The following is an 11,530-nucleotide window of genomic DNA, read 5'->3' as shown; positions in this document are numbered from 1 at the left end:
GGTCGGCCTCCGGCTTGCCGCGTTTGAGATATTCGATGGTCATCTGTCACTCTCCCGCCCCGGAGCTGATCCGGGGCCCTGCTGTCTGTGAGGTCCCGGGTCAGGCCCGGGACGCGGTTGTCTCTGTCTCTGGCCGGGGCGCTTCACGCTCGCCGCGGTCATAGGCCTCCCAGCCCTGACCATTGAACAGGTCGACACCGAGCTGCGCGGCGACATGGGCGAAATCCACGTTCACCCAATTGTCGGTGATCTTGCCGTCCTCGACCTTCCAGAAATCCATGTAGCGGATCTCCACCCGCTTGCCGGTGGGGGCGATGCCGAGGAAGGTACCCGTATGCGTCGCCTCCTGACGGCCGAAGGCGGCCGCCCATTCCCCCATGTAAAGCCGCGCCTCGTCGATGCAGACCTTGTCGGAAAACGCCGCCTGAAACGGCCGCTGCCAATTGTCCTGAAACGCCTTGAGCCCCTGCTTGGTGCCGCAGCCCTGATTGCCCATCCAACGAAAGCCCTCGGCGAAAAATGCGCCAATGTCGTCGATGCGGTGGTCATTGAGCCCGTCAACCATGCTTTCGATCACCCGGCGGGTCTCGTCGGTCTTGCTCATGTCGGTGTCGCGGGTCAGGATCGCCTGTTCGGGTCGTGTGCCTTTCATCGACTGTCTCCTTTCAAAATGTCCATGTGTCGTTGCCTTTGGTGCGAAACGACAGGGACTCCAGGAAATCACGGGGCATCCGGTTGAGCGCCGGATGGCGGGCCAGGGCACCGTGACGGGATTGCGCGCTCATCCTTTCACCGCCCCGGCGGTGAGCCCGCTGACGATCTGGCGCTGGAACACCATGACAAGGAAGAACAACGGTGCGGTGATCGAGACCGCGGCGGCGACGGCGACAACCTGGTCGGTGGTGGTGGTCTCGCGGTTGAACATGCCGGCGATGGCGGGAACCATGGTCTGGTTCTGCGCATCGAGCAGCAGCGAGGTCACCAGAAAGTCATTGTAGGCCAGCAGGAAGGAGAACAGCCCGGTAGTGATGACCCCCGGCCACATCACCGGCATGATCACCCGGCGGAAGGCTTGGAAGTGATTGCAACCGTCGACGCGGGCGGCCTCGTCAAGCTCAGCCGGAATGTTCTGAAAGAAGCTGCGCAGCATCCAGATGGTGAAGGGCTGGTTGATCGCCACCAGCACCGCGATCACCGCCCAGGGCTTGCCATAGAGGGTCGGGGCGTTGTCGCCGAGGATCGGCGAGAGCCATTCGGCCGAGGAGATGAACACCGGCAGATAACCCGCCACCAGCACCGAATGCGGCAGGGCGCGGAACACCAGCGCGATGATCAGGATCCAGAAGGCCAGCACCGAGCCCGAGCGCGCCAGCCCGTAGCCTGCCAGTGTGCCCACGGTGAGCGAGACCGTGACCACACCCGCCGTCACCACCAGCGAATTCTTGAAGTTGTTGGAAAAGCCGCGGTCGATCCAGACGGTCTCGTAATGCTCGGTTGTCAGGCCGAGCACGTCGCGGCCCAGCGGACCAAGCACCGGGTTCAACAGATCCGAGAGCAGCGGCAGCAGGCCGAAGAAGACGGTGAGAAAGCCCAGCGCCAGCGCCAGCATGCCGATCCCCCAGCCCATCCATTGCCGCCCTTGCGGGCTGTAGCTGCGCACCATGCCGGGCAGCGCCTTGGCGGCAAGCTGGACGGTAACCCAGAGCACAGCCCCGCCCATGACGATGTCAAAGAGCGACAGCCCGTGGCCGCGGGCCCGGGTCGCGGGGCCGAAGATCACGTTCAGCGGGTTGGCGTCGAAGGCATCGACCGGGGTTTTGAAGCTCATCACCGTGATCCAGAAGATCGGGAAGGCGGCAATCAGGCACCAGAGGGCAAGGAAGGCGCCCGAGGTGATGCGCAGGCTCAGCGGTTGGCGCAGGGCGCGTGGGGTCGACATGTCAGCGGCCTCCTCTGTGGTCGCGCCAGGTGCGGCGCAGCGGGGCAATCAGCAGGATCACGATGCCGATCATGGTCAGCATGGCCGAGGCCGAGGCGCGGCTGATCGAGCGGTTGCCGGCCTGGTCGGGCACCAGGAAATCGTAGGTAAGCCATTGCAGCGAGATCACATGGCCCTGGGAGGAAAAGCCCACCACCTCTTCGAACACCCGGTAGCTGTCCATCAGGTGGATCATGGCGATAAAGACGATCAGCGGCATCAGATGCGGGATCACCACATAGCGCAGCCGTTGCCAGCGGGTGGCGCCATCGATCAGCGCGCTTTCCAGCGCATCCTGGTTGACCGTCTGAAGCCCAGCATAGAGCACGATGGCAGCAAAGGGCGCCACGTGCCAGACGCGGTAGAACATCATCAGGATCTCGATGGTCCACGCCTGGGCGAACATCGCGATGTCGCGGCCGGTGTAATGTTCCAGCGCCGCCGTCAGGATGCCGTCACCGCGGAACAGCCAGTTGATCGAAAGCGCGCCGATCACCGGCGTGATGATGAACGGCAGCAGCGAAACAAAGATCACCGGTCCGCGGATCGCCCGTGCGGCATTGTTGATGACCACCGCGATCGCCAGCCCGAGGCCGATCACCAGCGGCAGGGTGATCAAGGTGAAGCTGAGGGTAAAGCGAAGGGCCTTCCAGAAATCGATCGCCTGAAAGGCGCGCCAGCTGCCCTGGCTGAGCGCGTCCCAGGCGCGGCCGAGTTCGAGAACGTTGCGGTAGCTCTCGAGCCCGACAAAACGGGTGCGGGTCACGATCTCGCCGTCCTCGTCCAGCACCGGCACCGATTTCTCTTCGGTGACGCAGGTCTGGGCGATGAAGCCGGGGGTGCAGGTTTCCGAGGTCACCACCTCGTAGATCGGCTGGGTGACATAGAAACTCTGGCTGAAGACGCTCACCAGCGGAAAGGCGATGAACAGGAGCATCATGAAGACCGAGGGGCCGACAAAGATGGCGAAGGTCCGGAAAGGCATGTCTCGGTCTTCCTCATGATCCTGAGAGCGAGGGGGAGGCGGGGGCGGGAGGGCAGGCAGCCCTCCCGCAGGCGGTGGTTATTCGATCAGCCCGGATTCCTTGGCGGCGGTGACATAGGCCGTTTCGATATCGGCCAGCGTGGTCTCCGCATCCTTGGCACCGGTCAGATAATCGGCGATGCCATTGCCCAGGACGGTGTGCATGATGCCCATCGGCCCCGAGGCCGGGTAGGGTGCGGCGCCGGCTTCTGCGGTGGCGGCCGCGCCCATGGCGAGCGGGCCGGGGGTGTAGCCGGACACAAGCCAGACGGCGGCGTCATTGTTGGCCTGGACGGTCTCTGCGTCCATGCCCTCCATCGCCACACGAAAGGCGGCCTCGGCCTCTTCGTCGCTGATGTTGGTGGCGATCACGATGCCATCCCACCACAGCGACGAGGCCGGGCGTTCCGAGCCCATCGGGGCGGCGGCCATCTTGACCTTGCCCACCACCTGGCTCTCGGCTTCGTCATCCATCGCGCCGGCGCGGCTGGCCCAGAGGTTGGCTATGGCGATCTTGCCCTGCTGGAACTGCTGCTGGACATAGGTGGAATCCGACACCAGGTATTCCGGGTCCATATACTCGGTCATCGCTTTCATGACCTCGAGCGCACGCACGCCCTTTTCATTGTTGATCGTCGGCATGTTGCCGTCGCCGGTGAACTGGCCACCTTCGCCGAGGTACATGTTGATGAACTCTTCGCCGAGGTTCCAGCCGGTCTTGAAGGTGCCGCCGAGCGGGTAGTCCACTACCCCGGCCGCGCGGATCTCTTCTGCGGCGGCCAGCACCTCGTCATAAGTGGTCGGCACCGCGATACCGAGGTCGTTCAGGATGTCCTCGCGGTACATGAGGTGCTGGGCGTTGACCATCATCGCCACGGCCATGGTCTGACCGTCGATCTTGATCAGCTGGTTCGGCGTCAGTTGGCTGCCGTAGTCTGCCACCAGATCATCGAGCGGGCGAACCGATCCGGCGTTGAGCAGCGGGATCAGCGTCGCATTGGCGACCCCGCCGATGTGATAGAGCGACGGGTCTGCGGCAAAGGCCTCGGGCTGTTTCTCGCGAAACTCCTGATCGAGCGAGGCCGAGAAATTGCCGCATTCGGCCATCGCGTCGGTCACGGCCTTCCAGGCTTCGAAACCGGCCGAAAGCGATTTCAGCGGCACGTCGTTTTCAAAGGCGCATTCGGCGCTGGCCGCCGTGGCGGCAAGCCCGATCGCGCCGGCGAGCATGAGGGGTTTGAGGTTCATCGTGGTCTCCCTGTTATATGCGGTCCGCCGTCGACGTCCGGACCGGTCTTTGCCCCTGTTCCGAGGCGTTGGCGGGGCTCAGGCCCCGATGCGCTCACCGCTTCCAGCTTCGAAGAGGTGGCAAATCTCGGGCGGCACCGAGATCGTGACCATATCGTCGATCTCGGCGCGAAAGCTCTTGTCGGCCTTGACGCTGACCAGCGCGCCGCCGATCCGCACCGAAATCATCGTTGCATCGCCCAGCAGTTCGAGCGTGTAGATCGGCGCGGTGATCTGGCCGCTGTCGGAAAGGGAGGCATCTTCGGCGCGAAAGCCCAGGGTCACAGGGCCATCGGGCAGGGCCAGGCCCTCGATGCGGGTGTGCTGCGCGGCAAAGGTGCCGTTCTCGATCTTGCCGTCGATCAGGTTCATCGCCGGGCTTCCGATGAAGCTGGCGACAAAGGTATTGGCCGGCGCATCGTAGATCTCGGTCGGGCTTCCGACCTGCTGCACCACGCCATGTTTCATCACCACCACCCGGTCGGCCAGGGTCATCGCCTCGATCTGGTCATGGGTGACATAGATCGTGGTCACCGCCAGCTCGTGACTGAGGTTCTTGATCTGCGCCCGGGTCGAGACCCGGAGCTTGGCATCGAGGTTGGAAAGTGGTTCGTCCATCAGAAAGACATTGGGCTCGCGCACGATGGCGCGCGCCAGCGCCACCCGCTGGCGCTGACCGCCGGAGAGCTCGGAAGGTTTGCGATGCAGGAAGTCGTCCAGTTCGACCATCGCCGAGGCACGGCGCACCCGGTCGTCATGCTCGCCCTCGGGCACCTTGCGCACCTTGAGCGGGAAGCGGATGTTTTCATAGACGTTCATGTTGGGATAAAGCGCATAGCTCTGGAAAACCATGGCCACGTCGCGGTCTTTCGGTTCGAGATCGTTGACCACCTGGCCATCGATCAGGATGTCGCCGTCGGTGACGTCCTCAAGCCCCGCAATCATCCGCATCGTCGTGGTCTTGCCGCAGCCCGAAGGACCGAGCAGAACCAGAAACTCGCGGTCGGCGATGGTCAGGTCGAAGTTTTGCACCCCAACAAAACTGCCCCAGCGCTTGCCGACGTTGCGAAGCTGTATCTCGGCCATCCTGGGCTCCCTGAGTGAGTTTTGCATACGTTTGCAAAAACGATAGACGCAGCGCCCCACATCTGGCAAGATCTTTTTGCAAACGTATGCGAAAACCCTGCAAGCTGCGGATCAAGCCATTGAGGCAAAGGAGGAAAGATGAGTTTTCAAGCCGAGAAGGACTTGGTTCGAGACTATTACGCGGCACAGGAAAACGCCCCTGCGGCGGCGCTGGCCGAGATCGAATCGCAGTACTGCGCCGCTGAGCTGAGCTGGCGGGGATATCACCCGTTTGACGAAATCACCGGGCCCGAGGCGGTGGCCCGTCGCTTCTGGTTGCCGCTGCGCCAGGCCCTGAGCCGAATGCAGAACCGCGTCGACATTTTCTTTGCCGGCGAAAACCGCCTGCCCGACGGCAGCGGACGCTGGGTTGTCTCGATGGGCCATCTGATGGGGTTGTTCGACCAGCCGTGGCTTGGCATTCCGCCCACCGGCCGCATGGCCTTTCTGCGATACGCCGCCTTTCATCGCGTCGAGACGGGCCGGATCGTCGAGACCGCGATGTATTTCGACATTCCGCATCTGATGCTTCAGGCGGGGCTTCAGCCCTTTCCGCCGCAAACCGGGGCGCATCTGGTGCAGCCCGGGCCGCAGACCCATGACGGGCTGCTCTTTGATCCGCAGCCGGCGGCGCGGGGTGATCGCACGCAGGCGTTGATCGACGCCATGATCGGCGATCTCGGTCAATGGCAGGGCGGGATGCCGCTGGAAGAGGAACTGGCCCGCACCTGGGCCGACGACATGATCTGGTGGGGCCCGGCAGGTATAGGCGCGACCTATACCATCGCGCGGTATGCCCGCCAGCATTCCGGCCCCTTTCGCGCCGGGTTTACCAATCGCTCCAAGACCCGCCATGTCGCCCGGGTGTCCGAGGGCCATTACGGTGGCTTTTTCGGCTGGCCGAACTTTACCGCCGAACCTACGGGCGGCTTCATGGGCATGCCGGCCACCGGCAAACCGGGGCCGTTCCGCGTGATCGATATCTACCGCCGCGCCGGCGATAAGCTCGCCGAGAATTGGGTGTTCATCGATCTGCTACATTTCTGGAAATCCCAGGGCGTCGACATCCTCGACCGGTGCACTCGGCTGGCGGGCCGGGATTTAACATAAGCTGGATTCGGCGCCTTCGACCCGTGAACGCGGGCCATCGCGGATACCGGCGCATTTCGCGGCATCGCCAAATGGGGCCGCGCCGTCACCTGCCCGCCGAGACCCTCACGGAACCGCGAGGGTCAGCCTTCGGGAATATCCTGCACGAACTTCGGGATATGATAGCCGCGCTGGACCGCCGGGCGGTCACGGATGTGGCGATACCATCGCTGCACATCGGGATAGTCCGACAGCTCGACCTGGTGGAAATCGTGCCGCGAGACCCAGGGCCACATCGCCATGTCCGCGATCGTATAGCTGCCGGTGCCCGTGCCCACCACATAATCGCGCCCCGCGAGCCGGGTGTTCAGCACCTTGTAGAGACGCCGCGCCTCGGTGGCATAGCGGTCTTCGGCATAAAGCGCCTTGCCGGGGTTGTATTTCAGGAAGTGATGCGCCTGGCCCAGCATCGGGCCGAGGCCGCCCATCTGCCACATCAGCCATTCCATCATGTGCCAATACTCGTCCCCCGCGACCTGGAAACGGTCGTATTTGGCCGCGAGGTAAAGCATGATCGCGCCGCTTTCCATCAGCGCGACGCCGGTCTCGTGATCGACCATGGCCGGGATACGGTTGTTGGGGGAGATCTTGAGGAAATCCGGGGCGAATTGCTCGTCCTTGGAAATGTTGATCGGCTTGACGGTATAGGGCACCCCCAGCTCTTCGAGCAGGATGGAGACCTTGCGGCCGTTGGGCGTGGTCCAGGTATAAAGATCGATCATCGGGGGTCCTTTGTTGGGCCAGTCTCGGGGGTCTGCGCGGCGGTGAAAAGCATGTACATCTCGAGCGCCTGCCGGATCATGGAGTCGCGTGCATCGCGGTCGGCCTGCCCCGTCACCTGCTGGCGCAGACCGTAGTTCAGCAGGCCGCCGTGCAGCAGCCAGGGCGCCTCGAGCTCGGCCGGCGACACCGCAAACCCCGGATTGTGGCCCAGCTCGATCCGGCGTTCGCGCACCAGCGGCTTGAGGATCTGTTCCTGCACGACCTCGCGGTACCAGCCATAAACCTCAGCGTCACGCAGCGAGGCGAAATGCCAGAGCCGCATCCAGACCGGCTGAAAGATGGTTTCGGTATAGGCCGAGTAGAACCGCTGGAACCGGTCGCGCACCGAAAGGTCGCGGTCCTTCAGGATGTCGTCCCAGGCCGGGTCCCAGCTCTTCAGAAAGACGCTGGCGTAGACCGCCTCGATCAGGCTCTCCTTGCTCGGAAAGTAGCGATAGAGCAGCGGTTGGGTGATCCCGGCACCGCGCGCCAGATCGCGGGTGCTGCCGTCGAAACCGTTCTCGGCAAACAGCTCGACCGCCGCCGAGACGATCGCCTCCTTGCGGTCCTCCGGGGACATGCGCCGCCGGGGCGGCGCGGGGGCATCGGACGATTGGGTTCGCTTGTGTGTGGGCACCTTGGCTCCGCCGGATTCGAATGTGTCACGCCCTAACAGAAAGCATTCCGCGCTTGCAGTCCAGACATTTATCGTGCGATAAATAAGAAAGGCACACAGGAGGCACCCGACATGCGGCTTTGGGGACGGAAAACATCGGTCAACGTGCAAAAGGTTCTTTGGGCGCTCGAAGAGCTCGGGCTTGACTATGAGCGGCTTGACGCCGGCGGTGCCTTTGGCGGGCTCGACACCAGCGACTACGTGGCGATGAACCCGATGCGCAAGGTTCCGACCTTGCAGGATGGCGATCTGGTGATCTGGGAATCCAATGCCGTGGTGCGATATCTGGCGCAGGCCTATGGCGATGGCGCCCTGGCGGGCAATCACCCGGCCGACATCGGCCGCGCCGACATGTGGATGGAATGGTTTCAGAACAACGCCTACGCCGATTTCATCGCGCTCTTCTATCAGCTTGTCCGCCTGCCCCGGTCGCAACGCGATCCGGCCAGGCGCGACGCGGCCATCGCGGCGCTGACCAGGCAGTTCGAGGTGCTGGAAAAGCGGCTCTCGGATCAGCCTTACGTGGCCGGCGACCGTCTGAGCATGGGTGATATTCCGGTGGGCTCGGCGCTCTATCGTTACTATACTATGGAGTTCGATCGCCCCGCCCTGCCCGCGCTGGCCGAATATTACGACCGGCTGGGGCAGCGCGAGGCCTATCGCACCACCGTCATGGCCTCCTATGCCAGCTTGCGGCCCGCCACCGACTGATCGTCGTCGAGATCGAGGAAATCGGCCACTGCCACGGCGAAATCGTCGGGGCGGTCGACGTTGATCACGTGTTTCGCGCCGGGCACGACGGTGAAGTCCGATCCCGGGCAGGCCTCGGCCATGGCGCGCATGGTGTCGGGCGTGGCGCCGCCGTCATTCTCGCCCGCGACAAACAGCACGGGCACCTGCATCTCGCCCATGTGGCGCAGGTAGTCGAGCCGCATCAGCGCATGGGCGCAGCCGCGATAGCCCTCTTCGGTGGTCTTCAGGAAGCCGTCGCGCAGCGCCGCCTCGCGGTCGGGGAAATCGCGGCGGCTGTCTTCCGAGAGCCAGAAACCGACGGTGCCGGACCAGACTGCCTCGATGCCGCCCGCCTCCATTTTGGCCAGCCGGTCGTGCCAGCTCTGCACGAATGGCTGCGGCGCGTCAGAGCGGGCGGCGCAGCAGACCAGACGGTCGATCCGCTCGGGCGCCTTGAGCCCCATGCCAAGCGCGGTCATGCCGCCCAGCGACAGCCCCATGACGCTGGCCGTCTCGATCCCATGCGTGTCGAGCACCGCCAGCGCGTCATCGACGATCTCGTCAAAGCTGTAGGGCGAGGGCGGCGTCGGGCTTTGCCCGTGGCCACGAGTGTCGCAGCGGATCACCCGGTAGAAGCTCTCGAGCAGCGGCAGCTGCGCGTCCCACATGGCATGGGTGGCGCCCAGGCTGTTGAGCAGCAGAAGCGCCGGAGCGTCTTCCGGGCCGGACACGGTGGAAAATAGCGTCTGATGGGTCATGCGAATTCGAGCTTTCTGATGTTGCGTTGGGTCTGTGAGTGGTGGGTCGTGAGCAGTGTTTCGGCAAAAAGCCGCATCGATTGCCGCGCGCGGGCGACGTCGGGCCAGTCATGATCGACAAAGGTGAGCGTGCCGAAAGACGCCGAGACCTGCGTCATCTCGTGCAGGCGAGCCAACACCGTGGCCGGCGTGCCATAGAGCACGCAGGCATCGATCCGCGCATCGACCTCGGTGTCGCTGGCATTCTCGCCCAGCGAGGCACGGTAGTAGGCCCGGCAGGGGCTGTCGGGGTGCTTGGCGGTGGCTTCGGCCCGGGCCGCATCGGGATCGACGATGACGGTGCGGGCGACGCGCCAATCCTGCGGCCGGGCGCAGCGGCCGGCATGGGTGCAGCCGGTGACATGCGCGGCCCAGTGCCGCGCCAGCATGTCAGTATCACTCCAGCTCACCGAAAGAGGCGCTCGGCCGCGCGCCGAGTGCATCCGAGCTTGCGCCGCATGGCTCACCGGTGCCGCCACCGGGCCGGGGGCCGGGCGGCCCCGGTCGCGGCTCTGGCCATCGACCAGCACCAGCTGCGGGCGCAGTTGCTCCGGTGGATTGGGCAGGATGTGCAGCAGGCTCTGCCGCTCGGTGGCATGCGGCCCCGGGGTGTCTTCCGACGGGGTGAGCGGCGCATAGAATTCCGAGAACCCCAGAGCCTTGGCGAGAGGCGCGCGCATGGCGGCGGCGTGGCCCGGGCGGCGGCTCTGCCCACCAGCGGGCGGGATGAAAAGATATCCGAGTTTCATGGCGGCCTCCTCCACAAGGCGGAGGCTGCTGCGACCTCCTGGCACCGAGGCTAAAGGCAGAGGGCCAAACATATGAAATTATATAAATGCGCGGCGCCCATCAGAAAACCTGATAGGCGCCGAGGTGGGATTCAGTGCAGGTCGTATTCCACCGGCCAGACGTGGCCTGCCGCCTTGGAGGCGTCGATGAAGTCCTGCATCACCTTGGTGCCGGGCATGCCGCGGCTGTCGGCTTCCTTGGCGCTCTTGCGCGGGAATTCGGCCAGGCTCTGCGCCCATTCGGTGCGCACCTCTTCGGGCAATTCGGTGATCACCGCACCGTTTTCGCGCAGCGCCGCCAGGCCGGCGGCCTGGCTGTCGTCCATCGCCTTGCCGTTGCGGGTCTCCCATTCCATACCGACCTCTTCGATGATCTGGCGCAGGTCGTCGGGCAGGCTGGCCATCTTCCTGGCATTCATCGTGAGCACGACCACCGGCATCGCGCCATAGCCGATCAGCGTATAATAGGGCGCCGGCTCATAGTACTTGAAGCCGTTGTAACCCGCCGGCGTCATCAGCCAGCCGTCATAAACGCCGGTCTTCAGCGCCATGTAGCCTTCTGGCAGGCTCGATTGCACCGGCACCGCGCCGGCATATTCCAGCCACGGCAGGTTCGGTCCCGCGCCACCGATCTTGACCCCCTTGAGATCGGAAACCTGCGACCATTCCTCCTTGGTGCCGAGGTGGTAGTTGTCCCAGGCGCCGAGGCCCAGCAACTGCTGGCCGAACTCCGCCTCGAAGACCTCGCTCAGCCAGGGGTTCTTGTCATAGACCACGCGCACCGCGGCGATGGCATCGGACGAGGCCTGCGGGCCGAACGGCTCGAAATAGGGGAAGTTGTGCAGATAGAGGTTCGACGGCTCGAAGCAGACGCAGTAACCGCCGAAGTCGAGCAGCCCCTGCTGCACCGCCTCGAGCGTTTCCGACACCCCAGCAATGCCGCCGCCATAGGATTCGATGAAGTTGACGGAGTGATCGGTTTCCTCGGCCGCCCGGCGTTTGACCTCGGAAACAAAGAAATCCGACATTGTGGTGACATAGGGCGCCGGGCCCTTGGGATGGCCCGAGCCGATGCGAAAGGTGAAGCGGTCGGCCTGGGCCGTGGTGGCCAGAAGCGTCAGGCCCAGTGCCGCGCCGACGATTCGCCCGAAGGTCTTTGTTGCTGATCTCATGATGGGTCTCCTCCCTTGAGAGATTGTGCCGTGTCCTTGC

The 11,530-nt window shown here is 64.2% G+C and carries 12 protein-coding genes; 2 read left to right on the top strand and 10 right to left on the bottom strand.

The window, feature by feature from the left end; genetic code table 11:
* Nucleotides 1-100 precede the first annotated feature (100 nt).
* The 5 genes from PVW49_RS15960 to PVW49_RS15940 all read right to left on the bottom strand — a co-directional run bounded on the left by PVW49_RS15960 (nt 101) and on the right by PVW49_RS15940 (nt 5,375).
* Nucleotides 101-652 carry an ester cyclase gene (locus PVW49_RS15960; RefSeq protein WP_074838262.1) on the bottom strand — a complete coding sequence of 184 codons (552 nt, stop codon included), beginning with the start codon at nt 650-652 and terminating at the stop codon, nt 101-103.
* 129 nt (nt 653-781) lie between these two features.
* Nucleotides 782-1,939 (bottom strand): carbohydrate ABC transporter permease, encoded by a 1,158-nt coding sequence (locus tag PVW49_RS15955; RefSeq protein WP_274563983.1) that lies wholly within the window; start codon nt 1,937-1,939, stop codon nt 782-784.
* A 1-nt stretch (nt 1,940) separates the two neighbouring features.
* Entirely contained in the window at nt 1,941-2,963 is a 1,023-nt protein-coding gene (locus tag PVW49_RS15950) for a carbohydrate ABC transporter permease (protein ID WP_048535986.1), read from the bottom strand.
* Between the two features lie 78 nt (nt 2,964-3,041).
* Complete coding sequence (locus tag PVW49_RS15945) at nt 3,042-4,250, bottom strand: ABC transporter substrate-binding protein (protein WP_274591024.1); 1,209 nt, start codon at nt 4,248-4,250, stop codon at nt 3,042-3,044.
* Nucleotides 4,251-4,328: 78 nt separating this feature from the next.
* Nucleotides 4,329-5,375, bottom strand: a complete 1,047-nt coding sequence (locus tag PVW49_RS15940) for an ABC transporter ATP-binding protein (RefSeq protein ID WP_074838271.1) — start codon at nt 5,373-5,375, stop codon at nt 4,329-4,331.
* A 138-nt stretch (nt 5,376-5,513) separates the two neighbouring features.
* On the opposite strand from PVW49_RS15940, the gene PVW49_RS15935 reads away from it, so the two are divergent.
* On the top strand, nt 5,514-6,524 hold the full coding sequence (locus PVW49_RS15935; RefSeq protein ID WP_274591023.1) for a nuclear transport factor 2 family protein: 1,011 nt from the start codon (nt 5,514-5,516) through the stop codon (nt 6,522-6,524).
* A gap of 122 nt (nt 6,525-6,646) precedes the next feature.
* On the opposite strand, the gene PVW49_RS15930 is transcribed toward PVW49_RS15935, so the two are convergent.
* Together PVW49_RS15930 and PVW49_RS15925 are read right to left on the bottom strand one after the other, a co-directional pair.
* Nucleotides 6,647-7,285, bottom strand: coding sequence for a glutathione S-transferase family protein (locus tag PVW49_RS15930; protein WP_074838277.1), 639 nt, complete (start codon nt 7,283-7,285; stop codon nt 6,647-6,649).
* Nucleotides 7,282-7,905: a TetR/AcrR family transcriptional regulator gene (locus tag PVW49_RS15925; protein WP_048535979.1), complete on the bottom strand. Its 624-nt coding sequence runs from the start codon at nt 7,903-7,905 to the stop codon at nt 7,282-7,284. The genes PVW49_RS15930 and PVW49_RS15925 overlap by 4 nt, the downstream gene beginning before the upstream one ends.
* A gap of 168 nt (nt 7,906-8,073) precedes the next feature.
* On the opposite strand from PVW49_RS15925, the gene PVW49_RS15920 reads away from it, so the two are divergent.
* Nucleotides 8,074-8,712, top strand: a complete 639-nt coding sequence (locus tag PVW49_RS15920; protein ID WP_074838279.1) for a glutathione S-transferase family protein — start codon at nt 8,074-8,076, stop codon at nt 8,710-8,712.
* Here PVW49_RS15920 and PVW49_RS15915 read toward each other — a convergent pair.
* The 3 genes from PVW49_RS15915 to PVW49_RS15905 form a co-directional block, all read right to left on the bottom strand.
* On the bottom strand, nt 8,682-9,491 hold the full coding sequence (locus PVW49_RS15915; RefSeq protein ID WP_274591022.1) for an alpha/beta fold hydrolase: 810 nt from the start codon (nt 9,489-9,491) through the stop codon (nt 8,682-8,684). The genes PVW49_RS15920 and PVW49_RS15915 overlap by 31 nt on opposite strands.
* Nucleotides 9,488-10,279 (bottom strand): hypothetical protein, encoded by a 792-nt coding sequence (locus tag PVW49_RS15910; protein ID WP_274591021.1) that lies wholly within the window; start codon nt 10,277-10,279, stop codon nt 9,488-9,490. Before PVW49_RS15910 ends, PVW49_RS15915 begins: the two co-directional genes overlap by 4 nt.
* A 131-nt stretch (nt 10,280-10,410) precedes the next feature.
* Nucleotides 10,411-11,490, bottom strand: coding sequence for a C4-dicarboxylate TRAP transporter substrate-binding protein (locus PVW49_RS15905; protein ID WP_274591020.1), 1,080 nt, complete (start codon nt 11,488-11,490; stop codon nt 10,411-10,413).
* Between the last annotated feature and the right edge of the window lie 40 nt (nt 11,491-11,530).

The sequence above is a fragment of the Marinovum sp. PR37 genome (genome assembly GCF_028807375.1).
Taxonomy (GTDB): Bacteria; Pseudomonadota; Alphaproteobacteria; order Rhodobacterales; family Rhodobacteraceae; genus Marinovum; species Marinovum algicola.
The sequence above is the reverse complement of the archived record's forward strand: the minus strand, read 5'-3'. Positions and strand labels throughout refer to the sequence as shown.

Coding starts and splice junctions, on each gene's coding strand:
- PVW49_RS15960 (WP_074838262.1), bottom strand. CDS start 652: ATGAAAGGCACACGACCCGAACAGGCGATCCTGACCCGCGACACCGAC.
- PVW49_RS15955 (WP_274563983.1), bottom strand. CDS start 1,939: ATGTCGACCCCACGCGCCCTGCGCCAACCGCTGAGCCTGCGCATCACC.
- PVW49_RS15950 (WP_048535986.1), bottom strand. CDS start 2,963: ATGCCTTTCCGGACCTTCGCCATCTTTGTCGGCCCCTCGGTCTTCATG.
- PVW49_RS15945 (WP_274591024.1), bottom strand. CDS start 4,250: ATGAACCTCAAACCCCTCATGCTCGCCGGCGCGATCGGGCTTGCCGCC.
- PVW49_RS15940 (WP_074838271.1), bottom strand. CDS start 5,375: ATGGCCGAGATACAGCTTCGCAACGTCGGCAAGCGCTGGGGCAGTTTT.
- PVW49_RS15935 (WP_274591023.1), top strand. CDS start 5,514: ATGAGTTTTCAAGCCGAGAAGGACTTGGTTCGAGACTATTACGCGGCA.
- PVW49_RS15930 (WP_074838277.1), bottom strand. CDS start 7,285: ATGATCGATCTTTATACCTGGACCACGCCCAACGGCCGCAAGGTCTCC.
- PVW49_RS15925 (WP_048535979.1), bottom strand. CDS start 7,905: ATGTCCCCGGAGGACCGCAAGGAGGCGATCGTCTCGGCGGCGGTCGAG.
- PVW49_RS15920 (WP_074838279.1), top strand. CDS start 8,074: ATGCGGCTTTGGGGACGGAAAACATCGGTCAACGTGCAAAAGGTTCTT.
- PVW49_RS15915 (WP_274591022.1), bottom strand. CDS start 9,491: ATGACCCATCAGACGCTATTTTCCACCGTGTCCGGCCCGGAAGACGCT.
- PVW49_RS15910 (WP_274591021.1), bottom strand. CDS start 10,279: ATGAAACTCGGATATCTTTTCATCCCGCCCGCTGGTGGGCAGAGCCGC.
- PVW49_RS15905 (WP_274591020.1), bottom strand. CDS start 11,490: ATGAGATCAGCAACAAAGACCTTCGGGCGAATCGTCGGCGCGGCACTG.